The organism is Streptomyces sp. NPDC093018 (assembly GCF_040684035.1).
GTDB lineage: Bacteria > Actinomycetota > Actinomycetes > Streptomycetales > Streptomycetaceae > Streptomyces > Streptomyces murinus.
The window spans coordinates 64,394-90,422 of the sequence record NZ_JBFBFF010000015.1; the positions used below are offsets into that span (position 1 = coordinate 64,394).

Here is a 26,029-nt window from a genome sequence, read left to right on the forward strand (position 1 = left end):
GCTCTACAGTCCCATCGTGCCAGTGTTCACTGGCAGCATTGACGGGCGGCATTTCAAGGCGAGGCGTGGAGGCTCCTGGATGGCCGAGCACGAGCATGTGAGGGTGGCGGTGATCGGGTCCGGCTTCGGCGGGCTGGGCGCCGCCGTGCGGCTGCGCCGCGAGGGGATCACCGACTTCGTCGTACTGGAACGGGCCGAGGACGTCGGCGGCACCTGGCGGGACAACAGCTACCCCGGGTGCGCCTGCGACGTGCCCTCCCATCTGTACTCCTTCTCCTTCGCGCCCAACCCCGAGTGGCCGCGCACCTTCTCCGGGCAGCGCCACATCCGCGCCTACCTGGAGCACGTCACCGATGTCTTCGGACTGCGCCCGCAGATCCGCTTCGGCGCCGAGGTCAAGCTGCTCAGCTGGGACCGGGAGAATCTGCGCTGGCACATCGAGACCACGCGCGGAGCGCTGACCGCCGATGTCGTCGTCTCCGCCACCGGACCGCTGTCCGACCCCAAGGTGCCCGACATCCCGGGCCTGGACTCCTTCCCCGGCAAGGTGTTCCACTCCGCCCGCTGGGACCACGACTACGATCTGCGCGGCAAGCGCGTGGCCATGGTCGGCACCGGCGCCTCCGCCATCCAGATCGTGCCCGCCATCCAGTCGCAGGTCGGCCGGCTCACCCTCTTCCAGCGCACCCCGCCCTGGGTGATGCCCCGGGTGGACCGCGCGATCAGCCCCGCCGAGCGCTGGCTGCACCGCGCCCTGCCGCTGACCACCCAGCTGCGCCGCGGCCTGCTGTGGGGCATCCGGGAGCTCCAGGTGCAGGCGTTCACCAAGCGCCCCGACGAACTCGGCCTGGTCGAGCAGCTCGCCAAGCGCAATATCGCCCGCGCGGTCAAGGACCCGGCCCTGCGCGCCCGGCTCACCCCCGACTACCGCATCGGCTGCAAGCGCATCCTGCTGTCCAACACCTACTACCCGGCGCTGGCCCGGCCCAATGTGGACGTCGTCGCGAGCGGGCTCAGCGAGGTGCGGGGCTCGACCCTGGTCGCCGCCGACGGCACCGAGGCCGAGGTCGACGCGATCGTCTTCGGCACGGGCTTCCACGTCACGGACATGCCGATCGCCGAGCGCGTGGTCGGCGCGGAGGGCATCACGCTCGCCGAGTCGTGGAAGGGCGGCATGCAGGCGCTGCGCGGCGCCACCGCCGCCGGGTTCCCCAACTTCATGACGGTCATCGGGCCCAACACCGGCCTCGGCAACTCCTCCATGATCCTCATGATCGAGTCCCAGCTGAACTACATGGCCGACTATCTGCGCCAGCTCGACGTCCTCGGCGGCCGCACCGCCCTCGACGCCCGGCCGGGCGCCGTCGCGGCCTGGAACCACAAGGTCCAGGAGCGCATGAAGCGGACCGTGTGGAACACCGGCGGCTGCACCAGCTGGTACCTCGACGCCAGCGGGCGCAACACCACCGTGTGGCCCGGCACGACGACCGAGTTCCGGCGCGCCACCCGGCAGGTGGACCTCGGGGAGTACGAGGTGATCCGCGGCGCCGGGACCCGGGGAGCCCCCGAGGGTGCGCAGGCCGCCAAGTCCCCTGAGAACGCGGAGGCTTCCCGCACCGACGAGGTCGCCGCATGAGCCGCCCCCGTGTCACCCACATGACCTCCGGCGCCTACGCCCCGCCCGCCCCGGCCCGGGAACTCACCGTCCCCTCCACCGACGGCGCGCGGCTGTACGTCGAGGTGCACGGGCCAACGGACGCGCCCGCCGTCGTCCTCTCCCACGGCTGGACCTGCTCGACCGCCTTCTGGGCGGCGCAGATCCGGGAACTGGCCGGGGACCACCGGGTGATCGTGTACGACCAGCGGGGGCACGGGCGCAGCCCCGCGAGCCCCGTGTGCACCACCCGCGCGCTCGCGGACGACCTGGAGGCGGTGCTCGCCGCGACGCTCGTGGACGGCGAACAGGCCCTGATCGCCGGGCACTCCATGGGCGGCATGACGATCATGGCGGCCGCCGAACGGCCCCGCTTCCGCGCCCACGCGGCCGCCGTCCTGCTGGCCAGCACCGGCAGTTCACGCCTGGTCGCCGAGGCCCGGGTGCTGCCGCTGCGCGAGGGGCCGCTGCGCACCCGGCTCAGCGCCGGCGTCCTCGGCTCGCGCGCCCCGCTCGGACCGGTCACCCCGCTCGCCAAGCGGATCCTCAAGTACGGCACGATGGGCGCCCGTTCGACACCGGAGATGGTGGAGGCGTGCGCGCGGATCGTGCACGGCTGCCCGACCGGCGCCCGGCACGCCTGGTCCCAGGTGCTCGCCTCGCTCGATCTCGACCACGGGGTACGGCGGCTGGACATGCCCACCGCGGTCCTGCACGGCACGGCCGACCGCCTCGTGCCCCCGGTGCACGCACACGCCCTGGTCGCCGAACTGCCGCGGTGCGCCGGACTCACCGAGCTGCCCGGCGCCGGCCATATGACCCCGGTCGAGGAGCCCGAGCGGGTCACGGGCCGGATCCGGGACCTCGTCAGCACGTATGTCACGGGGGCCGGCGAAGTCGCTCCCCAGCCGATCAAGGAGGGCGCATGAGCAGGGTCGATCTGGAGGGACAGGTCGCGGTCGTCACCGGAGCGGCGCGCGGCGTCGGCGAGTTGCTCGCCCGCAAGCTCTCCGCGCGCGGTGCGAAGGTGGCGCTGGTCGGGCTGGAGGAGGAGGCCCTGAAGGAGGTCTCCGGGCGGCTGCACAGCGAGAGCGCCCACTGGTACGCCGATGTCACCGACCACGAGGTGATGGCCCGGGTGGCGCGGGAGGTGAAGGAGCGGTTCGGGAAGGTCGACATCGTGGTCGCCAACGCCGGTGTGGCGACGGGCGGTCCGTTCATCGACTCCGACCCGGACGCCTGGCGGCGGGTGATCGAGGTCAACCTCATCGGCTCGGCGGTGACCGCCCGCGCGTTTTTGCCGGTGCTGGTCGAGAGCCGGGGCTATCTGCTCCAGATCGCCTCCCTCGCGGCGATCACCCCGGCGCCGATGATGACCGCGTACTGCGCCTCCAAGTCCGGGGTGGAGGCGTACGCGCACAGCCTGCGGGCCGAGGTCGGTTACCAGGGGGTGCGGGTCGGCGTCGGGTATCTGTCGTGGACCGACACCGACATGGTGCGCGGGGCCGATCAGGACGACGTCATGCGGGAGTTGCGGCAGCGGCTGCCGTGGCCGTCGAACAAGACGTATCCGCTGGGGCCCGCGGTGGACCGGATCGTCGCGGGCATCGAGCGGCGGTCCTCGCATGTGTACGCGCAGTGGTGGCTGCGGGGCATGCAGAGCGTGCGCGGGTATCTCCCGGGGCTCATCGGGTCGGTGGGGCAGCGGGAGATGAAGCGGTTCGGGCCGCGCCTCGAAGGGATGCGGTCCGGGCTGGTCGGCGCGGGCGGCGCGGCCGACGAGGCGGCGCGGGTCACGGAACGTAACTGATCCACATGCGGGGCGTGGTGGGCCGTGTGAATCTGGTCGTGGCCCCGCTGAGGGGCCGACCTCCCCACTCTCACTCACCACAGGAGTGAACCCATATGGGTACGAAGGACCAGCAGCACCAGGACCAGGGCCAGTGGCAGCAGAAGGGCAAGGGCAAGATGGACCAGGCGCGTGAGCGCGCCGGTCAGCCCGGCCGGCCGGGCCAGCCCCAGCGCGGCCAGAGTGGTCAGCAGGGCTCGCAGGGGCAGCAGCCCAGCCGTGGTCGTCAGGACATCGACGACACGGAGATGCAGGACCGGATGGACCACGACTACGACGCGTAGCCGCGGCGCTCGGCTTCGGCCGGGTATGCGGGGTGCCCTTCGCTTCGGAGGGCACCCCGCGTTCGGGTTTTGGGGTGGCTCCGTCGGGTGTTCGGGTGCGGGCGGGTCGTGGCTTGTCGCGCAGTTCCCCGCGCCCCTGGGTCGGGAAACGCGCCCCCGTCAGGAAGCCGGTCTCGGCGGCAGCTCCGGGCGGGAGCGGTTCGGGACGTCCGAGTAGTCCGGGGGGATCGCGGCCGGGTCGGATTCGAGGAGTTTCAGGGCGAGTTGGATCGCGTCGTCCATCTGGGCGTGCCGGCCCTCGGCCCAGTCCAGGGGGGTGCGGAGGATCTCCAGGTCGGGGGTGACGCCGCGGTTCTCGATGGACCAGCCGTAGGCGTCGAACCAGGCGGCGTTCATGGGCACGGTGATGACGGTGCCGTCGCCGAGCCGGTGGCGGCCGGTCATGCCGACGACCCCGCCCCAGGTGCGCTGCCCCACCACCGGTCCCAGCCCGAGGAGTTTGAACGCGGCCGTGATCATGTCGCCGTCGGAGGAGGTCGCCTCGTCGGCCAGCGCCACCACCGGGCCCCGGGGCGCGTTCGAGGTGTACGACACCGGCTGGGCGTCGCGCGTCAGGTCCCAGCCCAGGATGGTCCGGGTCAGCTTCTCGATGACCAGCTCGCTGATGTGGCCGCCCGCGTTGCCGCGCACATCCACGATCAGCGCGGGCCGGGACACCTCCAGGCGCAGATCGCGGTTGAACTGGGCCCAGCCCGAGCCGCCCATGTCGGGGATGTGCAGATAGCCGCACTTGCCGCCGCTCAACTCCCGTACCACGTCCCGGCGTTTGGCCACCCAGTGCTGGTAGCGCAGCGGCCGGTCGTCGATCAGCGGGACGACGGCGACCCGGCGGGGCGGTCCCGTGCCCTCGGCGGGGGTGAAGGTCAGCTCCACCGTCGTACCGCCCGCGCCGGCCAGCAGTGGGAAGGGGCCCGTGACGGGGTCGACCGGGCGGCCGTCGACATGGGTGAGGACCGCGCCCTCGCGGATGCCGGTACCGGCCAGGGGCGAGCGGGCCTTGGAGTCCGAGGAGTCGCCGGGCAGGATCCGCCGCAGGGTCCAGCCGCCTTCCCGGTGCACCAGATCGGCGCCGAGCAGGCCCTGCCAGCGCTGGTAGTGGGGCGGGCCCTCGTTGCGGCGGGCGGCGGTGACGTAGGCGTGGGAGGTGCCGAGTTCGCCGAGGACCTCGCGCAGCAGATCCGCGAACTCGTCGGGGGAGGCGACCCGTTCGACGAGCGGGCGGTACTGGTCGAGCACCGCGTCCCAGTCGATGCCGCTCATGCCCGGGTCCCAGAAGTAGGCGCGGATGAGCCGGCCCGCCTCGTCGTACGCCTGGCGCCACTCGGCGGGCGGGTCCACCTCGTGCAGGATGCGCCGCAGGTCGATCCAGACGGTGCTGTCGGCGTCCCCGACCTCGGTGGAGGGCACCGCGCGCAGCTCGCCCTCGTCCACCACGACCAGGCGGGTGCCGTCGCCGCTCATCGCGAACCAGTCGAGATGGCCGACGAGTTCGGACTTTTTCGCCTTGGTGATGTTGAAGTACTCCAGCGTGGGGCGGCCGCTGGTGTCGGCCGGGTTGGCGAAGGTCTCGCCGAGCGCGCCGGAGATCGGCCAGCGCAGCCAGACCAGCCCGCCGCCCGCGACCGGGCACAGCGAGGAGTACTTGGAGGCGATCACCGGGAACGGGGTGACCCGGCTGGCCAGGCCCTCCACCTCGACCAGCACCGTGCCCGCCTCCCCGGTCTCCTCGTCCTCCAGCGGGTCGAGCCCGCCCGCCGCCGGGCGCCCCTCGGGGTTCAGGGCGAACGGCGAGGGGGTCGCCGAGGACAGCGGGACCAGATACGGGCGGCTGCCGAGCGGGAAGGACAGGTCGCCGGTGTGGACGTCGTACACCGGGTCGAAGCCGCGCCAGGACAGGAAGGCGAGGTAGCGGCCGTCACGGGTGAAGACGGGGGTCTCGTCCTCGAAGCGGCCGTCGGTGACGTCCACGATCAGCCGGTCCTTGATGCGGGCCAGCTTGATCTGGCGCAGGGAGCGGCCGATGCCGGGGTGGGACCAGGTGAGCCAGCTGCCGTCGGGGGAGAAGGCGAGGTCGCGCACGGGGCCGTTGACGGAGCGGATCAGCTCGGTGACGGCGCCCTCCTTGGACTCCGCGCCGACCCCGGTGCCGGGCGACTCGGGGACTCCGGCGCCGGGCTCCTCGGGCACGTCGATCAGCAGCAGCCGGCCGTCGTGGGAGGCGACGGCCAGGCGCTCGCCGTCCGGGTCGGAGATCATCTCCAGGACCCGGCCGAGGGCGCCCTGTGCGAGCCTGCGGGGCGGGCGGTCGCCGGTGGCGCGGGGCAGCTGGGCGATCTCCACCGCGTCCTCGCCCTCGGCGTCGGTCACATAGGCCACCTGCCCCATGGAGCCCAGCATCTCCGGCAGCCGGACCCGGACGCCGGGGGTGTCCGCGATGGTGCGGGCGGGGCCGTCGCGGTGGGTGAGCCAGTACAGGCTCCCGCGCACCACGACCGCGCCGGCCCGGCCGGTCTCGTCCACGGAGATGCCGTCGACGTTCTGCGCGGCCGGCACCTGGTAGCGGCGGCGGCCCGCGGCGGGCCCGGCGAGGCGGACGTCGAGCTTGCGTGGGGTGCCCCGCGGCGAGAAGTCGTCCACGATCCACAGGTCGCCCGCGCACTGGTAGACCACCCGGGTGCCGTCGCTGGACGCGTGCCGGGCGTAGAAGGCGTCGTGGTCGGTGTGGCGGCGCAGATCGGTGCCGTCGTAGGCGCAGGAGTAGAGGTTGCCGACGCCCTCGTGGTCGGAGAGGAAGGCGATCCGCCCGGCGACGTACATGGGGTTGGCCAGATGCCCGTCGATGTCGGGCAGCAGGCGCTCGCCGTGCAGCCACAGCCGGCCCGTGGCGCCGCCCCGGTAGCGCTTCCAGGAGGCGGGTTCGTGCGGCGGGGTGCCGGTGAGCAGCAGTGTCCTGCGCTCGCCGTCGAGGTCGGCGACCTGGAGCTCGGTGACCGGGCCCCAGGGCAGCCGGCCGCCCGGGTCGCCGTCGGGGGTCACCTTGTAGGCCCAGGTGAAGTAGGAGAACGGCTGCCCGTGCGAGGCCACCGCCAGGATGTCGTCGTCCGGGGACCAGCCGCACACCTGGGTGTCGGTGCTGCCCCAGTACGTCAGCTGGCGCGCGGGTCCGCCGGTGACGTCCACCAGATGGATCTCGGGGACCAGGCTGCGCCAGCTCGTGTACGCGATCCGGCTCCCGTCGGGGGAGAAGCGCGGGTGCCCGGTCTTGGTGCGGTCAGCCGTCAGCCGCCAGGCGCGGCCGGGGGCGTCGAGGGGGGCCAGCCACAGGTCGTCCTCGGACACGAAGCACAGCAGATCGCCGCTGAGGTGGGGGAAGCGCAGATAGCTCACCCTCCCCATGCTTTTCCGCCCGCTGGGGGCGGGCAACTTATGTGCCGTTCTTATCCCTTCCTCACGTTCGTGATGGAGCCCACGTACGAAACGGTTTCGTTTCGTACGTGGGGAGGGGTATCTTCATGGACGTACGAAGTAGTCCCGGTGCGGAAGGGTGAGCGACATGACCGAGGCCGTCGCGGCTGCACGTCGCAGTCGTATCACCCCCGAGCGCGAGGCCGAGCTGTACGAGGCCGTGCTCGACCTGCTCCGGGAGGTCGGCTACGACGCCCTGACCATGGACGCCGTCGCCGCCCGCACCCGGTCCAGCAAGGCCACGCTCTACCGCCAGTGGGGCGGCAAGGCCGAACTGGTGGTCAAGGCGCTGCGGCACAACAAGCGCGGCCACATCGGAGACATCGACACCGGTTCCCTCCGGGGCGACCTGCACGCCCTCGTGGCGATGGAGGACGACTGCACCATGGAGCAGAACTCCGCCCTGATGCGGGGGATCGCCATGGCGATGCACCACAACGAGGATCTCCGCGAGGCCTTCCGTGCGCAGATCGTCGACGCGGAGATCGTCAACGGCCGGCAGATGCTCCAGCGGGCCGTCGACCGGGGCGAGGTCCGCCCGGACTGCCCGGCGATCGACTTCATGGTGCACATGATGGTCGGCGGCTTCGCCACCAGGACCCTCCTGGAGGACCAGCCGCCCACCCAGGACTTCCTCACCTCGTACATCGACGCCGTGGTCCTCCCCGCCCTCGGCGCCTGACCCTCCTCGCACACCTCCCCATCAAGCCCATCATCTGACGTCACCGCTCACGTCGTCGGGCTGATCACCCCTGCCCTGATGAACCCCACGACCTGACCGGGAGTACGCCTCCGTGGCCACATTCCTGTACCGAATCGGCCGGCTCGCCTTCCGGCGACGGCACTTCGTCGCCCTGATATGGGTCGCGCTGCTCACCCTCGCCGGGGTGGGCGCCGCCTCCGCGCCGCCCGCCGGCAACTCCTCCTTCTCGATCCCCGGCACCGAGGCCCAGAAGGCCTTCGACCTGCTGGAACAGCGCTTCCCCGGGATGAGCGCCGACGGCGCCACCGCACGGGTCGTCTTCAAGGCGCCGGCCGGCGAGAAGATGACCGACAAGCTCAACAAGGCCGCCGTCGACAAGACGGTGCGCGAGCTGGGCCACGGCTCCGAGGTCGCCTCGGTCGCCGACCCGTACACCGGGCACACCGTCAGCCGGGACGGCTCCATCGCCTACGCCTCGGTGAAGTACAAGGTCTCTGGCATGGAGCTGAAGGACTCTTCGCGCGACGCGCTGAAGGACGCCGCACAGCAGGCGCGGGACTCCGGGCTGACCGTCGAGATCGGCGGCGACGCGCTCACCGCGATGCCCGAGGAGGGCGCCGGTGAACTGATCGGCATCGGCATCGCCGCCGTCGTCCTCGTCATCACCTTCGGCTCGCTGCTCGCGGCCGGGCTGCCGCTGCTGACCGCGCTCATCGGCGTGGGCATCGGCGTCTCCTCCATCACCGCGCTGGCCTCCGCCCTCGACCTGGGCTCCACCACCTCCACCCTGGCGATGATGATCGGCCTCGCGGTCGGCATCGACTACGCCCTGTTCATCGTCTCCCGCTACCGCGCCGAACTCGCCGAGGGCCGCGAGCGCGAGGAGGCGGCGGGCCGCGCCGTCGGCACGGCGGGCTCCGCGGTGGTCTTCGCCGGTCTGACCGTCGTCATCGCGCTGGTCGGCCTGTCCGTCGTCAACATCCCGATGCTGACCAAGATGGGCATCGCGGCGGCGGGCACGGTCGCCATCGCCGTACTGATCGCGCTCACGATGATCCCCGCGCTGCTCGGCTACGCCGGCCGCAAGGTCAAGCCGGCCGGTGAGAAGAGCAAGCTGCTCGGCGGCGGGCGCCAGGCGAAGAAGCCGGGCCGCCCCAACATGGGCACCCGCTGGGCGAGTTTCGTCGTACGACGCCCCGTCGCGGTCCTCCTCCTCGGCGTGATCGGCCTCGGCGCCGCGGCCGTACCGGTCTCCTCCCTGGAACTGGGCCTGCCCGACGACGGCTCCCAGCCCACCTCCACCACCCAGCGCCGCGCCTACGACCTGCTGTCCGAGGGCTTCGGCGCGGGCTTCAACGGCCCCCTGATGGTCGTCGTCGACGCCAAGGGCAGCGCCCACCCCAAGACGGCCTTCAGCGAGGTCGGCAAGGAGATCAAGGGCCTCAAGGACGTCGTCGCGGTCACCCCGGCCACGCCCAACAAGGCGGGCGACACGGCGATCATCACGGTCGTCCCCAAGTCCAAGCCGTCCTCCAAGTCCACCGAGGACCTGGTGCACGCGATCCGCGACAAGGGCGCGGACATCACCGCGAAGACGGACGCCAAGCTCCTGGTGACCGGCTCGACGGCGATGAACATCGACGTCTCCCAGCGCCTGAACGACGCGCTGCTGCCCTACCTCGCGCTGGTGGTCGGCCTCGCCTTCCTCCTCCTGATCGTGGTCTTCCGCTCGGTCCTCGTCCCGCTGAAGGCGGCCCTCGGCTTCCTGCTCAGCGTGCTCGCGGCGCTCGGCGCGGTCGTCGCGGTCTTCCAGTGGGGCTGGCTGTCCGGCCTGATGAACGTCCAGCAGACCGGCCCGGTCATGTCGATGATGCCGATCTTCATGGTGGGCGTGGTGTTCGGGCTCGCGATGGACTACGAGGTCTTCCTCGTCACCCGGATGCGGGAGGCGTACGTCCACGGCGAGAAGCCGACCCAGGCCGTGGTGACCGGCTTCCGGCACGGCGCCCGCGTCGTGACCGCCGCCGCCGTCATCATGATCGCCGTCTTCTCCGGCTTCATCGGCTCCAGCGAGTCCATGGTCAAGATGATCGGCTTCGGCCTCGCCATCGCCGTCTTCTTCGACGCGTTCGTCGTCCGCATGGCGATCGTCCCGGCCGTCCTCGCCCTGCTGGGCAAGCGCGCCTGGTGGCTGCCGAAGTGGCTGGACCGGATCCTGCCCAACGTGGACGTCGAGGGCGAGGGCCTGCGCACCCTGGCCGCGGACGGCAAGGAGGACGAGCGGGAGCTGGTACGCGCCTGACGTACGGCTGCCGCCTGTGAACGGCCGGTGAGGGTGCCCGTGGGGACGGGGCTGCACCCTCACCGGCTTTTTCTTGTCCGGGGTCTGTCCCGTGCTGTCCTGGCTGTCGCGTGCGTTGTACGGGTACGGCGACGACGGGAGGTGGCACGTGAACGACGGTGTGGACGAGGCCGGTTGGGACGTCGAGCCCGGTGACGAGATCGAACCGGTGGTGCAGGCGGTGGGGCGGCTGCTGAGGGTGTGCCGGGAGGCGGCGGGGCTGCGCCCCGGTGAGCTGGCGGAAGTGCTCGGGTACGGCGAGGACCTGATCCGGAAGATCGAGCGGGGCCAGCGCATTCCACGCCCGGAGTTCCTGGACAAGGCCGACCATGTCCTGCACGCGAACGGCCATCTGCGGGCCTTCATGGAGGACATGAGACGGGCCCGGTACCCGAAGAAGGTACGCCGGCTGAAGGAGCTGGAGGACCGGGCCGTGGAGATGCTGCTGTACAGCAACCACAACATCCATGGGTTGTTGCAGACGGCCGAGTACATGACCGCGCTCTACGAGGTACGGCAGCCTCCGCTCGCGCGGGACGTCATCGAGCGGGAGGTCGCCGGGCGCACGGGACGCCAGTCGGTCTTCGGCCGGGAACCGGTTCCGTCGCTCAGCTTCATCCAGGAACAGGTCACGCTGGAGCGCCCGATCGGTGGGAAAATGGTGCTGCGTCATCAGCTTGAACACCTGCTGGAGATCAGCCAGTTGCGCAACGTCTCGATCCAGGTCATGCCTACCGAACGGGAGGACCACGCCGGGATGCACGGCCTGCTGGAGGTGCTGAAATTCGCCGACGGCACCGCGATCGGCCGTTCCGACGGAGCCTTCAACGGACGACCGGTCGAAAGTCCCCGAGACCTCCGGATCCTTGAGCTGCGCTATGGGATGATCCGCACGCAGGCGCTCCCGCCAAGGGAGTCACGGGCCTTCATCGAGCACGCGCTGGGGAGACTATGAGCACGCCGGAACTCCACTGGTTCAAGAGCAGCTACAGCAGCAGCAACGAGCCCGGCGACTGCGTCGAGGTGGCCACCACCCGCGCCACTATCCACATCCGCGACTCCAAGAGCCCGCACACCGCGCAGCTGACTGTGGCCTCTTCTGCCTGGACGAGTTTCCTCGCTCTGGTCGGCGAGCATCTTTAGGGCTATGAGCACTCCGGAACTCCACTGGTTCAAGAGCAGCTACAGCGACGGCAACGACCCCGGCGACTGCGTCGAGGTGGCCGCCACCCCCGCCACGGTCCACGTCCGTGACTCGAAGACCCCCCACACCGCGCACCTGACCGTCGCCCCCTCCGCCTGGGTGGATTTCGTCGCCCAGGTCGGTGGGCATCGCTAGGACCATGAGCACCGCGGAGCTGCACTGGTTCAAGAGCAGCTACAGCAGCAGCGGCGAACCCGGCGACTGCGTCGAGGTAGCTGTCACCCCCGCCATGGTGCACGTCCGCGACTCGAAGACTTCGGGCGTTGCACGGCTGACGGTCACCCCGGCCGCCTGGTCGGGTTTCCTGAAGTGCGCTGTCGCGACATCGTGACCTCGTGAGCGAGGGCGACCGCGAGATCGACGACCTCCAGGTGGAAGTGGCCGCTCTTCTGCTGGACTTCGTCTACGCGCCGCTGCTGGAGGACCAGCATGTACGCGGGGTGCTGCCCGCGCCATTGGGTGCCCCCGCGGTGCGGGTCGTCATCGGTGACAAGGGGGAGTGCGCGCCGGGCCGGCTCACCGCGTACGAGATCCCGCTTCGAGCCGGCGAGGAATGGCGGACAACCGACGCCGTGGACGACCCGCACTGCTGGTATCGGGTGGATGTCACCGACTGGTGAGCCACAGGCCCCGCCGAAGCGAAATCGGTCGCTCCGCACCCCGGTCGGCGCTAGCGTGCCCCGTATGACGACAGCCGCCACCGACGCCGACGGATCGGGAGCGCACCCGCGTTTCGCGCGAGCGCTGAAGGAGCTGGGCCTGGAGGAGGTGCTCGGGCGGGCCCGGAGGTTTCCCGAGGGGACCCGGACCGCCGTGGAGGCCGCCGCGGCCGTGGGGTGTGAACTCAGCCAGATCTGCAAGTCGTTGGTGTTCGCCGCCGACGGGGTGCCGGTGCTCGTGCTCATGGACGGGGCGTCCCGGGTGGACGTGGAGCGGGTCCGGGAAGAGCTCGGGGTCAAGAAGGTGGGGCGGGCCGACGCGCAGGCGGTGCGGGAGGTCACCGGCTACGCCATCGGGGGCGTGCCGCCCTTCGGGCACCGCAACAGCACCCGGGTGCTCGCCGACCGCTCACTGCTCGCGCACGACGTGGTGTGGGCCGCCGCGGGGACGCCGTACGCCGTCTTCCCGATCGAACCGAAGGAACTCGTCACCCACGCACAGGCCACCCTCGTGGATGTGCGCGAGCGGCCCGCCGACGGGGTGTGATCGCGCCGCGAGCGAGTCGTTTCCGTCAGCGCCGGCTGCAGCGGTCCCCTCAGGAGTGCTTCCCTGCCACCCTGGTGCGATGGCAAGCGAACTCCCGCCGGGGCGCCCTCCCCGAGTCCTCAACCCGCTGTGGATCATCGCGCTGTTCCTGGGGCTCTCGGAGACCACGGTGGGTATCGCCGCCGCTCAGTCGAGCGGCTGGGTGCAAGGGCTGCTCGCGGTGTTCGCGGTCTCGTTCCCCCTCCTGGTGTCCACCGTGTTCTTCCTGATCCTGTGGCAGCGGCCGGAGGTGCTCTACGCACCCGGGGACTTCCCCGAGCACGTCCCGATCAGCACCTACGTGGACGGCATGCGCCGGCGGGCCGCGCAGGATCCCGACATCATCCAGGCGGTCGTCAACGACACGCTGCGGGTGGTGCTGCCCGCGGCCCTGGAGAGTCCCTCGGACGCCTCCGACGTGCTGGAGGAGGCGATGGCCACGGCCGAACAGGCCCTCGCCGAGCGCGTTCTGACCGTCGACATCAGCCCCATCACGAAGGCCCCCGGAGACGCGTACCGCTGCACGGTCTTCAGCACGCAGACGGTGAGCGGCTTCCTCGACACCCTGTGGGCGGACGCCCTCGATGGCTTCGTCCGGCCGTTCAGATACGGCCGGGACTGGGTGCTGGTCGACCGGCAGAGCAAGCGGCAGCTCAGGGACCTGGGCTCCGACTGGGCCCGGAAGAACGGCATGGAGAGCGACGAGAGGCTCCTCAGCGGCGTGGGCATCACCCCCGCGTCCCACCTGGTCGCCGTGCGCCTGGACACCCCCCGACACCCCTTCCCGCACCCCACCGAACCCCGCGCGACCGCGCACAACTAGGCCTTGTTGATCCGCCAGGCGATCATGCCCGCCGCACCGGGCGTCCCCCGCACATCGACCTTGAGCGCGCCTTCGGCCGTCAAACGCTCGAAGACCACGGACCCGTCGCAGGGAACCGCCTTCTTCCCGCCCGCGCCGGCCGGCGCCACGACGAGCTCAGCGGCCCCCTTCCCGGCGCACACCACGGTCAGCTTGTAGGCCGCGCCGGGTGTGCACCCCGTCCGAGACGCGCTCGACGCCCGACTCGACCATGGAACCGCCGCCGTCACTCGCCGCGTCGAGCGCGGACTGCGCCTGCGCCGTGAGCTTGCTGTCGGCCTGGGCGCCGCCGCCACTGTGGTGGGTAGCCACAGGCGCGGGGTCGGTCTTCGCCGAGCAGGCGGTGAGCAGGAGCACCGGTATCACGGCGCCGACCAAGAGCCGCACCGGTCCGTGCCGTCGCATTCGTTCTCCGGTTCCCGCGGCGCCTCCCGTGGTACGGGAAGCTGGAGACGACACACTATGACTTCAGGGAGCGCCGTATGAGCGACAAGCCGATCGTCAGCGTCCTGGGCACCGGCATCATGGGCGCCGCCATGGCGCGCAATCTGTGCCGGGCGGGGCTGGAGGTGCGCGCCTGGAACCGTACCCGGGACAAGGCCGAGCCGCTGGCCGCCGACGGAGCCCGGATCGCCGACACCCCCGCCGAGGCCGTCGAGGGCGCCGATGTCGTCCTGACGATGCTCTACGACGGCAACACCGTCCTGGAGGTCATGCGCGAGGCCGCCCCCGCGCTGCGCCGCGGGGCCGTCTGGGCGCAGTCCACCACGGCCGGGTCCGAGCTGATCGGCGACCTGGCGGCCTTCGGCGACGAGCACGGCCTGCTCTTCTACGACGCCCCCGTGCTCGGCACCAAGGAGCCCGCCGAGGCCGGGAAGCTCACCGTGCTCGCCGCCGGGCCCGCGGAGGGGCGCGCGGCGGTCACGCCGGTGTTCGACGCGGTCGGCGCCAAGACCCTGTGGACCGGCGAGGACGGGGCCGAGGGCAGTGCCAGCCGGCTGAAGCTGGTCGCCAACAGCTGGGTGCTCGCCGTCACCGCGGCCACCGGCGAGACACTGGCCCTCGCCAAGGGCCTCGACGTCGACCCGCAGAAGTTCTTCGAGCTGATCGGCGGCGGCCCGCTCGACATGGGGTACCTGCGGGCCAAGTCCCAGGTGCTGCTGGAGGACAAGCTGACCCCGGCGTCGTTCGCGGTGACCACCGCCGAGAAGGACGCCCGGCTCATCGTGGCAGCGGGCAAGGGCAGCGGCGTACGCCTCGACGTGGCCGAGGCCACCGCCGAACGGTTCGCCCGCGCGGCCGCCCAGGGGCACGGCCAGGAGGACATGGCCGCCGCGTACTTCGCCAGCTTCGAGGAGTGAGGACGGGAACTGAGCCCGGCCGCCGAGATGACGTGCGCGGCGGCCGGGAGCACCCTGGAGACAGCCGGAAGGTGCGTTGCCCGGAGGTGGCCGACATGACGCAGACCATGCAGCAGACGCAGACCATGATGCACACCGCCGTCGGGTGGCATGTCGAGCTGGAGTTCGAGGAGGACGGTCAGCACACGCGCGCGGCGGCCCTGGTGCGGTTGCCCGACGGCAGCGAGGTGAGGGGGCACGGACACGCCAGCCGCCATCACATCGACAACGACCAGCCCAGGGTCGGCGAGGAGATCGCCGGGGCCCGCGCCCTCAACCAGATCGCCATGGAGCTGCTGAACAAGGCGCACATGGAGATCGACGCGGACTCGGGGCGTACCTCGCACCCGATCCACGTCTGAGCCCGCAGCCCGCAGCCCGCAGCCCCGAGCCCGCGACCCGAGCCCCGGGCCCGCGACCCGAGCCCCGAGCCCGGCCGGTTCACGCCCCCAGCGCCCCCAGCGCCACCTTCAGCGCCCGTACCAGCGCCTGCGCCCTCGGGTCCGCCGTCACGCTCTTGCGGAAGCCGTTGGTGACATAGCCGAACGCGACGCCCGACTCCGGGTCGGCGAAGGCGAGCGCGCCGCCGCGGCCCGGGTGCCCGAAGGAGCCGGGGGACAGGAGCGGGGACGCGCTGCCGTGCAGCATGTGGCCGAGGCCGAAGCGGGTGGCGACCACGAGCACCCGGTCGGGTCCCGCCGACTGCTCCGCACGGGCCAGCTCCACCGTCCCGGGCGTGAACAGCCGTACCCCGCCGTCCACTTCGCCGATCAGCGACGCGTAGACGCGGGCCAGTCCGTCGGCCGTCGCGATGCCGTTGGAGGCGGGCAGGGCGGCGGCGCGGTACGCGGGGTCGTTCTCGTCCGGGAGCGGGGTGATCGCGGCGAAGGCGCGCCGGGTGAGCGAGTCCGGGTCGGCGTAGGCCGCGGACACCGAGCGCTTGGGCCGCAGCTTCAGCGCGCCTGCCGACTGCGGCGCCTCGATGTCCCCGACCCGCCCGGCGCGCCCCTGCTCGGCCTCGGGCAGCCCGAGCCACAGGTCCGCGCCGACCGGCCCGGCGATCTCGTCGGCCAGCCACTCGCCCACCGGACGCCCGGTGACCCGCCGGACCAGCTCCCCGGTGAGCCAGCTGTACGTCTGCGCGTGGTACCCGTGGTCCGTGCCCGGCTCCCACACCGGGGCCTGGGCCGCGACGGCCGCCGCGCCGAGGTCCGGGTCGGCCGCCTCGGCCGGGGTCAGCGGGCGGTCCAGCACGGGCACACCCGCGCGGTGCGCGAGCAGATGGCGTACGAGGGTCCGCTCCTTGCCCGCCGCCTTGTACTCGGGCCAGTACGTGCCGACCGGCGCGTCCAGGTCCAGCTCCCCGCGCTGGTGCAGCAGCAGGAGCCCGGCGGCGACGACGCCCTTGGTGGCGGAGCGCACGATCTGGGCGGTGCCGGGCTCCCAGGGAGCCGTACCGTCCACGTCCTTGGTGCCCGCCCACAGGTCGACCACCTGCCGCCCGTCGCGGTACACGGCGACCGCCGCGCCGCGCTCCCCGAGCAGGGCGAAGTTCGCTGCGAACGCCTCCCTGACCGGCTCGAAGCCCTCGGCCACCGTGCCGTTCACGATCACGTCCCCGCCCTCCATGTCCCGCATTCCCTTCCGCTCGCCTGCGACAGTGGGTGCAACAGCGGGTGCGGGCCTGCGATTCCTCGGCGAGATCAGGCGTCCGTTTTCGTTGTCTTTGTCACCCGGGGCTCTGTCACCCGGGGCCCTGTCACGCGCGGGTCGAAGCCGAACGGCAGCTCCAGGCGGTGCGCCCGCATCAGCTCCTCGTCGGACAGCAGGTCCGCCGTCGGTCCGTCGGCCGCGATCACTCCGTCGCTGAGGATCAGCGAGCGCGGGCACAGCTCCAGCGCGTACGGCAGGTCGTGCGTGACCATCAGGACCGTGACGTCCAGCGAGCGCAGGATGTCGGCCAGCTCGCGGCGGGAGGCCGGGTCGAGGTTGGAGGAGGGTTCGTCCAGGACGAGGATCTCCGGCTCCATCGCCAGCACGGTCGCCACCGCGACGCGCCGCCGCTGCCCGAAGGAGAGATGGTGCGGGGGCCGGTCCGCGAAGTCCCCCATGCCGACCCGGTCCAGGGCGCCCCGTACGCGCTCCGCCAGGGCGGCCCCCTTGATCCCGGCCGCCGCCGGGCCGAACGCCACGTCCTCGCGCACCGTCGGCATGAACAACTGGTCGTCCGGGTCCTGGAAGACGATGCCGACCTTCTGCCGGATCGACGCCATGTGCCGTTTGCCGACGGGCAGTCCGGCCACCGTGACCGCTCCGGCGCCGCCGCCGAGGATGCCGTTGAGGTGCAGCACCAGGGTGGTCTTCCCGGCGCCGTTGGGGCCGAGCAGCGCGACCCGCTCGCCGCGTCCGATGGTGAAGTCGACGCCGAACAGGGCTTGATGGCCGTCGGGGTAGGCGAAGGCGAGACCGGAGACCTCCAGCGAGGCGGTGGCCGTACCGGTCGTACGGGCCGTACCGGTCGTACTGGTCGTACTCACAGGGTCCATCCCAACAGGCAGACGACGAGGGCCGAGCAGGGGAACGCGAGGGCGTGGCGCCACTGCGCGGGGGACGCGGTGGCCTCCTCGATGACCGGCATCGAACCGGCGTACCCCCGGCTCACCATGGCCAGATGCACGCGCTCCCCGCGCTCGTAGGAGCGGATGAACAGCGCCCCGGCGGACTTGGCGAGCACTCCCCAGTGCCGTACGCCCCGTGCCTCGAAGCCCCGGGAGGCGCGGGCGATCCGCATCCGGCGCATCTCGTCGGTGATCACATCGCCGTACCGGATCATGAAGGAGGCGATCTGCACCAGCAACGGCGGCAGCTTCAGCCGCTCAAGTCCCAGCAGGAGTTGGCGCAGTTCGGTGGTGGCCGCGAGGAGTACGGAGGCGGCGACGCCGAGGGTGCCCTTGGCGAGCACGTTCCAGGCGCCCCACAGCCCGTTGACGCTCAGCGAAAGGCCGAGCACCTGCACCCGCTCGCCCTCCGCGACGAACGGCATCAGCACCGCGAACGCCACGAAGGGCACCTCGATCAGCAGCCGCCGCAGCAGGAACCCGGCGGGCACCCGGGCGCCGCGCGCCACGGCCGCGAGCAGTACGGCGTACACCCCGAACGCCCACATCGCCTCGCGCGGGGTCGAGACCACGACCAGCACGAAGAGGAAGGCGGCCGCGAGCTTGGTGTGCGGCGGGAGCGCGTGCACGGGTGAGTCCGCGTGCCGGTAGAGGCGATGGGCGTGGCCCGCACCCATGTCAGAGACCGTGGCTCACGGGCGAGACATCGGTGCCGCGGCGCCTGCGCACCGCCCAGAACACCGCGCTGCCCGCGACCACCGTGACCCCGACCCCGATCACGCCCGCGAGCCCGCCGGACAGCCGCGCGTCGGAGACGTCCTTGACGCCGTAGTCGGCGAGCGGGGAACCGGCCGAGGCGTGCTCCTTGGCCCGGGTGTCGATCCCCTTGTCGTGCGCGACCTTCTCCAGGCCGTCGGGGCTCGCGGAGGCGTAGAAGCTGACGAATCCCGCGAGCACGAGGGAGGCGACGAGACCGGTCACCCACACCTTGCGCCGCGAGGCGGGCACCGCCGCGGGGGAGACGGGTGCGGCGGGCGCGTCGACCAGCTCGCCGTCCACCCGCAGCCGGAGCCGCTGCCGCAGCCCGCGCGCGCCGTGCACCAGGTCCGGGCGTACGGCGATCACGGCGCCGACCGTCAGCGCGGTGATGACCGCCTCGCCGATGCCGATCAGCACATGGACGCCGATCATGGCGGTGGCGACCTTGCCGATCGAGACGTCGGTGGTGCCGCCGATCGCGTAGATCAGGGTGAAGGCGCAGGCCGCGGCCGGCACGGAGACGAGCGCGGCGACGAAGGAGGCCACGGTCACCGAGCGGCGCCCCCGGGGCAGCACGGCGAGCAGGCCGCGGAAGACGGCGTACGACACCACGGTGGTGACCAGCGCCATGTCCGTGATGTTGACGCCGAGCGCGGTCAGGCCGCCGTCCGCGAACAGCACGCCCTGCATCAGCAGCACCACGGACACACAGAGCACACCGGTGTACGGGCCGACGAGTATCGCGGCCAGCGCCCCGCCCAGCAGATGGCCGCTGGTGCCGGCCGCGACGGGGAAGTTCAGCATCTGCACGGCGAATATGAAGGCGGCCACGAGACCTGCCAGCGGTGCGGTCTTCTCGTCCAGTTCCCGTCGGGCACCGCGCAGGCTCACCGCGAGGGCGCCGGCGGCGATCACCCCGGTGACGGCGGAGGTGGGGGCGTCGATGAATCCGTCAGGTACATGCACCGTTTGATTTTAGACGCTTGTTGCGAACCCTTTGCAAGTACTGGGTACTCGCCTCCTGCTCCGGGGGCGACTCGGGCGAAATGTGCGACATTGGAGAGGAAACGGTTGAAAGCGGATGAAGTGGCTTTCGTAGGGGTCACTCAGGGTGAAAGGGCGTTCCCATGTCTGTGATCGAGCAGTACGCGCGCGCCCATGTCGTCACGGACGCAGAGGACCCGGGAGCCGTCCCGGTACGACTGCGGTACGACCCCGAGGACGATCCGCGCTCGGTCCGGATCGATCTCCCCGGCGCCCATGAGTGGACCTTCTCCCGCTCCCTGCTGGAGCGCGGGCTGCGGGCACCGGCCGAGAGCGGCTCCGTACGGGTGTGGCCGTGCGGCCGGGTCCAGGCGGTCGTGGAGTTCCACTCCGACCACGGGGTCGATGTGCTCCAGTTCGACTCCAAGGCGCTGATCCGCTTCCTGCGCCGGACCTACACGGCCGTGCCCGTGCACAACTGACCGGTCCGGCCGGCTGCGCCGTCAGCCGCCCGCCGTCAGCCGCCCTTCTTGAGCAGGTCCGCCACGATCGGGCCCGCCGTGTCACCGCCGTGCCCACCGGCCTGCACCACGCCCGCGGCCACCAGGTCGCCCCGGTAGGCGGTGAACCAGCCGTTCGGCTTCTTCTGCCCGTCGACCTCGGCCGAGCCGGTCTTCGCGCCGTAGTCCGGGCCGAGGCCGGCCATCGCCTTGGCGGCGGTGCCGTAGTCGGCCGTGAACTTCATGACCTCCTTGAGCTGGGACCGCGTCTTCGCGGACATGGTGCGCGCGGCCGTCGCCAGGGTGCGGTGGTCCACATCGGGGGAGACCAGGTACGGCTGGCGGAAGCGGCCCGACTGCACGGTGGCCGCGACGGAGGCCATGTTCAGCGGGTTCATGCGCACCCCGCCCTGCCCGATCAGCGAGGCGCCCATCTGCGCGCCGCTCTGCACCGGGACGGAGCCGTCGAAGGTGGGCACGCCGATGGCCCAGTTGTCCATGCCGAGGCCGTAGACCTGCTGGGCCTCCTCGGTCAGATCGCTGTCGGAGAGCTTGGGCGCGAAGTTGATGAAGGCGTTGTTGCAGGAGGCACCGAAGGCGGTCTTGAAGGTGCCCTTCTTGATCTCGGAGTCGTCGTCGTTGTGGAACGTCCAGCCCGCGAGCTTGTACGTCTTGGGGCAGGGGTGCGAGGCGTCCGGGGTGATGAGCTTCTTCTCGAACAGCATGGTCGAGGTCACGATCTTCATCGTGGAGCCCGGCGCCAGCGAGCCCTGGAAGCCGACGTTGAAGCCGTGCTCGCTGTTGGCGACCGCGAGGATCTCGCCGGTGGAGGGCCGCAGGACGACCACGGAGGCGTGCTTCCGCTTGCCGACCTGCGCCTCGGCCTCCGCCTGGAGGGCCGGGCTCAGGGTCGTCTTCACGGTGCCCGGAGTGCCCTGGCTCAGCGTCACCAGCGTCTTGTCGGACAGCTTCGCCTTCTGCGACGCCTTGCCGCGCACCACACGCAGCTCCACGCCCGCCGTGCCGCCCGCCTTCTTGCCGTACTTCTCGCGCAGCCCGTCCAGCACGGTGCCGAGCGACGGGTACTTGGTGGCCGTCAGCTCGCCGCCGTCGCGGTCCAGTGCCTTGACGGGCGGGGTGCCGGCGTGACCGGTGACCAGCGTGTCGCCGTCCCGCAGATCCGGCTGGACGACCGCGGAGTGCCAGCCCACCAGCGGCTTGCCGTCGCTCGCCCGCCGTACCACGGTGAGCGAACTGCCGTACGCCAGCGGCCTGGAGACGCCCTTGTACGCCAGCGTCGCCTTGACGGAGAAGGGCACCTCGGCGCCCTTGGCGGTGCCCGGGGTGAGTGTGACGCCCGTGAGGTGGGCGTCCTTGCCGTAGCCGGTGAGCAGGGCGGTGGCGGCCGGGGCGTTGTCGGTGGCGGCCGCCGCGTCGGCGATCCGGCCCTGCTGCCAGGAGGTGAGGAAGGCGGTGGCGGCGGTGTGCACCTCGGCCGCGCTGAGGGGGCCGGTCTTGACCTGCTTGTGGTGCGCGGTGGCGCTCGTCTCACCGGCCGCCGAACCACCGTCGTACAGCGCGTAGGCGGTGAGTCCGGCGCCGCAGGCGACCAGGGCGATGACTCCGCCTATCACGCCGGGCGGCGCGGTGCGCCGTTCGGCGGCCCGTCTTCTCTTCCCCACAGCCTCTGTTCCTCCGCGCTTCCCAGGGTCCCCCGCCCCTCGACTCCCCAACGACGGCACTCACCCTAAAGTCCCGACCGGGGTGGGTGACGTCCCCGGTCATTCCGTAGCACGGTTGCGACAATCGGACCGGAAACTCAGCCCAGGAGAGTGCGGAACTGCTCGATGTTTCGGCGGCGCATGGTGAGAAAGGCGAGCCAGGAACCGTCGGCGTAGTGCACCCGGAAACGCGCCATCAGCTGGAGCCGGGGCCGCCGTTCGACCCGCGCCACCCACGCCCTGGGCACCTCCCACACCGGCGTGCCGTCCAACGGCTTCACCAGCCCCACCCGCTGGTCGGTGACGCGCAGCAGCAGCGCCCCGGACGTCCGCGGACACTGCGACGCGATGCCGCCCGCCATCCCGCCCTGCGCGCCGACCTGGCTCATCAGATCGTTCGCGAGCACACCACCGAGGTTCACACTGACGCCCTTGGCGCCGGCCGCGGGCACGACGGAGGCGTACGCCAGGAGCTGCTCCCCGGCCGCCAGCTGATTACGCACGGCACGCTCACGCAGTTCGGACATGCCCATGATCATAAATGGCCGCCCGCGAGTGCGTGCACCGCTCGGGAGCCGCATCAGGGGTTGTAGAGGCCGCCGTCCTCGCCCGGGTCGCCCGGGTGGTTGTGGCCCTGGGGCCGGCCCTGGTTGCGGGTGCCGGGCCGGTTGGTCTCCACGAAGCGGCAGGCGGCGAAGTGCACATCGCCCATGCCCCGGGTCAGGATGTCGCTGAGCCGCACATCTCCGTCGAACACGATGGAATGGCCCGCCAGTTGTGGATCGGTCAGCGAGACGACGCGAATGACGGCGGCGTTCTGCGTCCCGGGACGGAGCTCCACGTCGTAGCCGCCGGCCACCGGGGTGGCGATCGCGGGATCGCCCTGGATGGTGAGCCCGCTGGGATAGGAGATCGTGTAGTTCTGGAGGCTCCGCCCGCCCACCACGGTGCGCGAGGCGCCCCGGTGCCGGCCCTGCTCCACGTTGCCGCGCCGCTCCCGGCCGGCCTCCACGTCCCCGCCCAGATCGTCGGGGAGCACCATGCCGTGCTGGGTGTAGAAGTGCACCCGGGTGCCCGCGGGCACCCGGAAGTAGTCGTTCTGGGCGTGCCAGGCGCCGTGACCGCTGAGCACGAGCCCGTCCGCGCGTGCCGGTGCGGCGTCGTCGGCCGTCCAGTCGTCGTCCGGGTCCTGGTGGGCGATCAAGGGCCGGTTCTGCTCGACCGCGCGCTGCACGTACGGCGCGTCTTTCCCCGCGGCGCCCAGCATCCGTACGACCGCCGCGTTCCCGTGGGAGCGCTGGAGGGCGAGCAGCGGCGTGTCGGCGCCCGCCGGTCTGCGGGCCGCGGCGCGGGACGTCCCGGTACCGGTCTGTCTGGCGTGGTCCTGAGCGTGCATCATCCCTCCTCCGGTGCGAGGCATGGCCACTCCTTGGTACCGGCTCCCCGCACGGCGACACCAGGCACCGGCGGGCACCGTCGCTGCCTGAAAGCGCACGACACGGTGCCTCCCCGCGGATCCGTCGGGGCTACACCCAGGTATCCAGCCACATCCTCGCCCGCCAGCTGTCGATCGGGATCGCCGTGCCGGTGAACAGGGGCCAGAAGTAGATGAAGTTCCAGGCGATCAGCAGGACCAGGACGCCCGCCGAGGTGGCGCCGATCACGCGGCGGGTGTCGCTGGAGCCCGGTGGGCCGATGATCGCGCCGATCATCATGGCCACGGCCAGGCACAGGAACGGCACGAAGACGACCGCGTAGAAGAAGAAGATCGTCCGCTCCTGGTACAGGAACCAGGGCAGATAGCCGGCCGCGATCGCGCAGGCGATGGCGCCGGCCCGCCAGTCGCGGCGGAACGCCCAGCGCCACAGGATGTACACGATCGCGAAGCAGGCCGCCCACCACAGCAGCGGGGTGCCGAGGGCCAGCACCTCGCGGGCGCACTTCTGGCCCGCGTCCGCCGGGCAGCCGTCGGTGCCGGGGGAGGGGGACTCGTAGAAGTACGAGACCGGGCGGCCCAGCACCAGCCAGCTCCACGGGTTGGACTGGTAGGTGTGCGGGGAGTCCAGGTGCAGATGGAACTCGTACACCTCGTGCTCGTAGTGCCACAGGCTGCGCAGCCAGTCCGGCAGGAAGGACCAGGCGCCGCCCCGGCCGTCGGTGATCGCCCAGTTGCGGAAGTAACCGCCGCTGCCGTCCGTGGGCGAGAGGATCCAGCCCAGCCAGGACAGCAGGTAGACGGCGACGGCCACCGGGACCGTCGCCAGGAAGGTGATGCCGAGGTCGTGCTTCAGGACCGCGAGGCGCGGGTAGCGGGCGCCGGCCACCCTGCGCGCGCCGACGTCCCACAGCACCGCCATCACACAGAACGCGATCAGGATGTACAGGCCGTTCCACTTGGTGCCGATGGCCAGGCCCAGCATCAGCCCGGCCGCCCAGCGCCAGGGGCGCCACCCGAGCCGGACGGAGTCCGCGACCTGCGCGTTCGGGCGGACCAGGCCGTCAGGGCCGACGGGCAGGGCTGCGGCCAGTCTCGCCCGTGACCGGTCCCGGTCGATGAGCAGGCAGCCGAACGCGGCCACCACGAAGAACATCAGCACACCGTCGAGCAGCGAGGTGCGGCTCATCACGAAGTGCAGCCCGTCCACCGCGAGCAGGGCGCCCGCCAGACAGCCCAGGAACGTCGAGCGGAACATCCGGCGCCCGATCCGGCAGATCATCAGCACGCTCAGCGTGCCGAGCAGCGCGGTCATGAACCGCCAGCCGAACGGGTTGAACCCGAACATCAGCTCGCCGAGCCCGATCACGTACTTCCCGACCGGCGGATGCACCACGTACGCCGCGTCCGCCGGGATCGCGAGATGCCCGTGCGTCTGGAGGACCAGGTCGTTGGCGTTCTTGTCCCAGTTGACCTCGAAGCCGCGGTGGACCAGCGCCCACGCGTCCTTGGCGTAGTACGTCTCGTCGAATATCACCGCCCGCGGGCTGCCCAGGTTCCAGAACCGCAGCAGGCCCGCGACCAGCGTCACCAGCAGCGGCCCCACCCAGCCCGACCAGCGGTTGATCCGGTCGGCCAGCACGGGCGGGGCGCCGAGCGCCCGCCACAGCCGGGGACCGGGCTGCGGGTACGGCGGCACCAGCCGGTCCCGGACGTCGCCCTCGGGCGTGTCCTTCGCCGGCGCGTACCCGAACCGGCGCAGCCGCTGCTGCCACGGCGGCCGCCGGTCGTGCGGCGCCTGGCCCTGCCTCAGATCCATGGAGGACGCGGTACTGGTCACCGCGCCATCGTAGGGAACGGTGCTGTGCGAGTCCCGTGCATGCGCGGCGCGGGCCGCGAAGCGGTCGTTTTCCTCCGGCTCGCGGACCCCTGCGAGGATGGGGGTGTGACTGGAACCCTTGTCCTCGCAGGTACCCCCATCGGCGACATCGCGGACGCGCCGCCCCGGCTGGTGAAGGAGCTGGAGACCGCGGACGTCATCGCCGCCGAGGACACCCGGCGGCTGCGCCGGCTCACCCAGGCGCTCGGCGTCACACCGGGCGGCCGGGTGCTGTCGTACTTCGAGGGCAACGAGTCGGCGCGCACCCCCGAACTGGTCGAGGAGCTGGTCGGCGGGGCGCGGGTGCTGCTCGTCACGGACGCCGGCATGCCGTCGGTGTCCGACCCGGGGTACCGGCTGGTCGCGGCGGCCGTCGAGAAGGACATCCGGGTCACCGCCGTACCGGGGCCGTCCGCCGTGCTCACCGCGCTCGCCCTGTCCGGGCTGCCCGTGGACCGGTTCTGCTTCGAGGGCTTCCTGCCGCGCAAGGCGGGCGAACGGCTCTCCCGGCTGCGCGAGGTCGAGGGCGAGCGCCGCACGCTGGTCTATTTCGAGGCCCCGCACCGCCTCGACGACACCCTCGCCGCGATGGCCGAGGTCTTCGGCGCCGAGCGGCGGGCCGCGGTCTGCCGGGAGCTGACGAAGACGTACGAGGAGGTGCGCCGGGGTCCGCTGGCCGAGCTGGCGAGCTGGGCCGCGGAGGGGGTGCGCGGCGAGATCACGGTCGTGGTCGAGGGCGCGCCCGAGACCGGCCCGGAGGAGCTGGACGCGGCGGAACTGGTGCGCCGGGTGCGGGTGCGCGAGGAGGCCGGGGAACGGCGCAAGGAGGCGATCGCGGCGGTGGCGGTGGCGGCGGGGTTGCCGAAGAGGGTCGTGTTCGACGCCGTTGTGGCCGCGAAGCGCTCCGCTGGGTGAGGGCGGAGTTCCGACAGGGCCGTGGGGGTGCGATGCGGTGCGGGGTGCGGGTGCGTCGTGGCCGGTCGCGCAGTTCCCCGCGCCCCTTGCGCGGCGTCCGTCACACCCCCTCTGAGCAGGGATCTTCTCGGATGAGCGCGTCGGCCAATGG

Annotated in this window: 27 protein-coding genes; 17 read left to right on the plus strand and 10 right to left on the minus strand. The window is 71.7% G+C overall.

The annotated features are described in order from the left end of the window. The first annotated feature begins 79 nt into the window (after positions 1 to 79). The 4 genes from AB0N90_RS28240 to AB0N90_RS28255 all read left to right on the plus strand — a co-directional run bounded on the left by AB0N90_RS28240 (position 80) and on the right by AB0N90_RS28255 (position 3,787). Positions 80 to 1,636, plus strand: coding sequence for an NAD(P)/FAD-dependent oxidoreductase (locus tag AB0N90_RS28240; protein WP_365201332.1), 1,557 nt, complete (start codon positions 80 to 82; stop codon positions 1,634 to 1,636). Then, positions 1,633 to 2,583: an alpha/beta hydrolase gene (locus AB0N90_RS28245; RefSeq protein ID WP_365201334.1), complete on the plus strand. Its 951-nt coding sequence runs from the start codon at positions 1,633 to 1,635 to the stop codon at positions 2,581 to 2,583. Before AB0N90_RS28240 ends, AB0N90_RS28245 begins: the two co-directional genes overlap by 4 nt. Further along, positions 2,580 to 3,464: an SDR family oxidoreductase gene (locus AB0N90_RS28250; protein WP_085565156.1), complete on the plus strand. Its 885-nt coding sequence runs from the start codon at positions 2,580 to 2,582 to the stop codon at positions 3,462 to 3,464. The genes AB0N90_RS28245 and AB0N90_RS28250 overlap by 4 nt, the downstream gene beginning before the upstream one ends. A 95-nt stretch (positions 3,465 to 3,559) precedes the next feature. Next, the gene (locus AB0N90_RS28255; protein WP_361674013.1) at positions 3,560 to 3,787 is read left to right on the plus strand and encodes a hypothetical protein; all 228 of its coding nucleotides are present in this window, start codon (positions 3,560 to 3,562) and stop codon (positions 3,785 to 3,787) included. A gap of 159 nt (positions 3,788 to 3,946) precedes the next feature. Here the strand turns inward: AB0N90_RS28255 and AB0N90_RS28260 are convergent, their stop codons facing one another. Further along, a complete protein-coding gene (locus AB0N90_RS28260) occupies positions 3,947 to 7,234 on the minus strand; it encodes a S41 family peptidase (protein ID WP_365201337.1) in 3,288 nt (1,095 codons plus the stop codon). A gap of 166 nt (positions 7,235 to 7,400) precedes the next feature. Between AB0N90_RS28260 and AB0N90_RS28265 the strand changes: the two genes are divergently transcribed. From AB0N90_RS28265 to AB0N90_RS28305, 9 genes are all read left to right on the plus strand, one after another. Next, a complete protein-coding gene (locus tag AB0N90_RS28265) occupies positions 7,401 to 7,994 on the plus strand; it encodes a TetR/AcrR family transcriptional regulator (protein WP_365201339.1) in 594 nt (197 codons plus the stop codon). A gap of 112 nt (positions 7,995 to 8,106) precedes the next feature. Continuing rightward, positions 8,107 to 10,317, plus strand: coding sequence for an MMPL family transporter (locus AB0N90_RS28270; protein ID WP_365201342.1), 2,211 nt, complete (start codon positions 8,107 to 8,109; stop codon positions 10,315 to 10,317). Positions 10,318 to 10,465: 148 nt separating this feature from the next. Continuing rightward, positions 10,466 to 11,311: a helix-turn-helix transcriptional regulator gene (locus tag AB0N90_RS28275; RefSeq protein WP_365201344.1), complete on the plus strand. Its 846-nt coding sequence runs from the start codon at positions 10,466 to 10,468 to the stop codon at positions 11,309 to 11,311. Further along, a complete protein-coding gene (locus AB0N90_RS28280; RefSeq protein WP_365201347.1) occupies positions 11,308 to 11,499 on the plus strand; it encodes a DUF397 domain-containing protein in 192 nt (63 codons plus the stop codon). Before AB0N90_RS28275 ends, AB0N90_RS28280 begins: the two co-directional genes overlap by 4 nt. 4 nt (positions 11,500 to 11,503) lie before the next feature. Continuing rightward, complete coding sequence (locus AB0N90_RS28285) at positions 11,504 to 11,695, plus strand: DUF397 domain-containing protein (protein ID WP_365201350.1); 192 nt, start codon at positions 11,504 to 11,506, stop codon at positions 11,693 to 11,695. Positions 11,696 to 11,699: 4 nt separating this feature from the next. Next, positions 11,700 to 11,891 carry a DUF397 domain-containing protein gene (locus AB0N90_RS28290; RefSeq protein ID WP_365201353.1) on the plus strand — a complete coding sequence of 64 codons (192 nt, stop codon included), beginning with the start codon at positions 11,700 to 11,702 and terminating at the stop codon, positions 11,889 to 11,891. 4 nt (positions 11,892 to 11,895) lie between these two features. Continuing rightward, positions 11,896 to 12,180 (plus strand): hypothetical protein, encoded by a 285-nt coding sequence (locus tag AB0N90_RS28295; protein WP_365201356.1) that lies wholly within the window; start codon positions 11,896 to 11,898, stop codon positions 12,178 to 12,180. A gap of 64 nt (positions 12,181 to 12,244) precedes the next feature. Beyond that, a complete protein-coding gene (locus tag AB0N90_RS28300) occupies positions 12,245 to 12,766 on the plus strand; it encodes a YbaK/EbsC family protein (RefSeq protein WP_365201359.1) in 522 nt (173 codons plus the stop codon). A 79-nt stretch (positions 12,767 to 12,845) separates the two neighbouring features. After that, positions 12,846 to 13,628, plus strand: a complete 783-nt coding sequence (locus tag AB0N90_RS28305; protein ID WP_365201361.1) for a hypothetical protein — start codon at positions 12,846 to 12,848, stop codon at positions 13,626 to 13,628. Positions 13,629 to 13,784: 156 nt separating this feature from the next. Here AB0N90_RS28305 and AB0N90_RS28310 read toward each other — a convergent pair whose 3' ends face one another. Further along, positions 13,785 to 14,072 (minus strand): hypothetical protein, encoded by a 288-nt coding sequence (locus AB0N90_RS28310; protein WP_365201364.1) that lies wholly within the window; start codon positions 14,070 to 14,072, stop codon positions 13,785 to 13,787. A 77-nt stretch (positions 14,073 to 14,149) separates the two neighbouring features. Between AB0N90_RS28310 and AB0N90_RS28315 the strand changes: the two genes are divergently transcribed. Continuing rightward, positions 14,150 to 15,028 carry an NAD(P)-dependent oxidoreductase gene (locus AB0N90_RS28315; RefSeq protein WP_365201366.1) on the plus strand — a complete coding sequence of 293 codons (879 nt, stop codon included), beginning with the start codon at positions 14,150 to 14,152 and terminating at the stop codon, positions 15,026 to 15,028. A 125-nt stretch (positions 15,029 to 15,153) separates the two neighbouring features. Then, positions 15,154 to 15,429 (plus strand): DUF1876 domain-containing protein, encoded by a 276-nt coding sequence (locus AB0N90_RS28320; RefSeq protein ID WP_145490874.1) that lies wholly within the window; start codon positions 15,154 to 15,156, stop codon positions 15,427 to 15,429. A gap of 79 nt (positions 15,430 to 15,508) precedes the next feature. On the opposite strand, the gene AB0N90_RS28325 is transcribed toward AB0N90_RS28320, so the two are convergent. From AB0N90_RS28325 to AB0N90_RS28340, 4 genes are all read right to left on the minus strand, one after another. Continuing rightward, entirely contained in the window at positions 15,509 to 16,696 is a 1,188-nt protein-coding gene (locus AB0N90_RS28325; RefSeq protein ID WP_365201368.1) for a serine hydrolase domain-containing protein, read from the minus strand. Between the two features lie 74 nt (positions 16,697 to 16,770). Then, on the minus strand, positions 16,771 to 17,604 hold the full coding sequence (locus AB0N90_RS28330) for an ABC transporter ATP-binding protein (RefSeq protein ID WP_365201370.1): 834 nt from the start codon (positions 17,602 to 17,604) through the stop codon (positions 16,771 to 16,773). Next, complete coding sequence (gene cbiQ, locus AB0N90_RS28335; RefSeq protein WP_365201373.1) at positions 17,601 to 18,362, minus strand: cobalt ECF transporter T component CbiQ; 762 nt, start codon at positions 18,360 to 18,362, stop codon at positions 17,601 to 17,603. Before cbiQ ends, AB0N90_RS28330 begins: the two co-directional genes overlap by 4 nt. 1 nt (position 18,363) lies before the next feature. Further along, a complete protein-coding gene (locus tag AB0N90_RS28340) occupies positions 18,364 to 19,410 on the minus strand; it encodes an energy-coupling factor ABC transporter permease (protein WP_365201376.1) in 1,047 nt (348 codons plus the stop codon). Positions 19,411 to 19,571: 161 nt separating this feature from the next. On the opposite strand from AB0N90_RS28340, the gene AB0N90_RS28345 reads away from it, so the two are divergent. Then, positions 19,572 to 19,910 carry an SsgA family sporulation/cell division regulator gene (locus tag AB0N90_RS28345; RefSeq protein WP_361673983.1) on the plus strand — a complete coding sequence of 113 codons (339 nt, stop codon included), beginning with the start codon at positions 19,572 to 19,574 and terminating at the stop codon, positions 19,908 to 19,910. 35 nt (positions 19,911 to 19,945) lie between these two features. Here AB0N90_RS28345 and AB0N90_RS28350 read toward each other — a convergent pair whose 3' ends face one another. The 4 genes from AB0N90_RS28350 to AB0N90_RS28365 all read right to left on the minus strand — a co-directional run bounded on the left by AB0N90_RS28350 (position 19,946) and on the right by AB0N90_RS28365 (position 24,924). Further along, positions 19,946 to 21,610, minus strand: a complete 1,665-nt coding sequence (locus AB0N90_RS28350) for a penicillin-binding transpeptidase domain-containing protein (protein ID WP_365201379.1) — start codon at positions 21,608 to 21,610, stop codon at positions 19,946 to 19,948. Between the two features lie 137 nt (positions 21,611 to 21,747). Next, positions 21,748 to 22,176, minus strand: coding sequence for a hypothetical protein (locus tag AB0N90_RS28355; RefSeq protein WP_365201382.1), 429 nt, complete (start codon positions 22,174 to 22,176; stop codon positions 21,748 to 21,750). A 53-nt stretch (positions 22,177 to 22,229) separates the two neighbouring features. Continuing rightward, positions 22,230 to 23,069 (minus strand): putative adhesin, encoded by an 840-nt coding sequence (locus AB0N90_RS28360; RefSeq protein ID WP_365201385.1) that lies wholly within the window; start codon positions 23,067 to 23,069, stop codon positions 22,230 to 22,232. Between the two features lie 106 nt (positions 23,070 to 23,175). Further along, positions 23,176 to 24,924, minus strand: coding sequence for a phospholipid carrier-dependent glycosyltransferase (locus tag AB0N90_RS28365; protein ID WP_365201388.1), 1,749 nt, complete (start codon positions 24,922 to 24,924; stop codon positions 23,176 to 23,178). Between the two features lie 105 nt (positions 24,925 to 25,029). Here AB0N90_RS28365 and rsmI point away from each other — a divergent pair, with 105 nt between their 5' ends. Further along, positions 25,030 to 25,878, plus strand: a complete 849-nt coding sequence (rsmI, locus tag AB0N90_RS28370; RefSeq protein ID WP_365201391.1) for a 16S rRNA (cytidine(1402)-2'-O)-methyltransferase — start codon at positions 25,030 to 25,032, stop codon at positions 25,876 to 25,878. Positions 25,879 to 26,029: the final 151 nt, after the last annotated feature.

Coding starts and splice junctions, on each gene's coding strand:
- AB0N90_RS28240 (WP_365201332.1), top strand. CDS start 80: ATGGCCGAGCACGAGCATGTGAGGGTGGCGGTGATCGGGTCCGGCTTC.
- AB0N90_RS28245 (WP_365201334.1), top strand. CDS start 1,633: ATGAGCCGCCCCCGTGTCACCCACATGACCTCCGGCGCCTACGCCCCG.
- AB0N90_RS28250 (WP_085565156.1), top strand. CDS start 2,580: ATGAGCAGGGTCGATCTGGAGGGACAGGTCGCGGTCGTCACCGGAGCG.
- AB0N90_RS28255 (WP_361674013.1), top strand. CDS start 3,560: ATGGGTACGAAGGACCAGCAGCACCAGGACCAGGGCCAGTGGCAGCAG.
- AB0N90_RS28265 (WP_365201339.1), top strand. CDS start 7,401: ATGACCGAGGCCGTCGCGGCTGCACGTCGCAGTCGTATCACCCCCGAG.
- AB0N90_RS28280 (WP_365201347.1), top strand. CDS start 11,308: ATGAGCACGCCGGAACTCCACTGGTTCAAGAGCAGCTACAGCAGCAGC.
- AB0N90_RS28285 (WP_365201350.1), top strand. CDS start 11,504: ATGAGCACTCCGGAACTCCACTGGTTCAAGAGCAGCTACAGCGACGGC.
- AB0N90_RS28290 (WP_365201353.1), top strand. CDS start 11,700: ATGAGCACCGCGGAGCTGCACTGGTTCAAGAGCAGCTACAGCAGCAGC.
- AB0N90_RS28300 (WP_365201359.1), top strand. CDS start 12,245: ATGACGACAGCCGCCACCGACGCCGACGGATCGGGAGCGCACCCGCGT.
- AB0N90_RS28305 (WP_365201361.1), top strand. CDS start 12,846: ATGGCAAGCGAACTCCCGCCGGGGCGCCCTCCCCGAGTCCTCAACCCG.
- AB0N90_RS28310 (WP_365201364.1), bottom strand. CDS start 14,072: ATGCGACGGCACGGACCGGTGCGGCTCTTGGTCGGCGCCGTGATACCG.
- AB0N90_RS28315 (WP_365201366.1), top strand. CDS start 14,150: ATGAGCGACAAGCCGATCGTCAGCGTCCTGGGCACCGGCATCATGGGC.
- AB0N90_RS28320 (WP_145490874.1), top strand. CDS start 15,154: ATGATGCACACCGCCGTCGGGTGGCATGTCGAGCTGGAGTTCGAGGAG.
- AB0N90_RS28325 (WP_365201368.1), bottom strand. CDS start 16,696: ATGGAGGGCGGGGACGTGATCGTGAACGGCACGGTGGCCGAGGGCTTC.
- cbiQ (WP_365201373.1), bottom strand. CDS start 18,362: ATGGGTGCGGGCCACGCCCATCGCCTCTACCGGCACGCGGACTCACCC.
- AB0N90_RS28345 (WP_361673983.1), top strand. CDS start 19,572: ATGTCTGTGATCGAGCAGTACGCGCGCGCCCATGTCGTCACGGACGCA.
- AB0N90_RS28355 (WP_365201382.1), bottom strand. CDS start 22,176: ATGTCCGAACTGCGTGAGCGTGCCGTGCGTAATCAGCTGGCGGCCGGG.
- AB0N90_RS28360 (WP_365201385.1), bottom strand. CDS start 23,069: ATGCCTCGCACCGGAGGAGGGATGATGCACGCTCAGGACCACGCCAGA.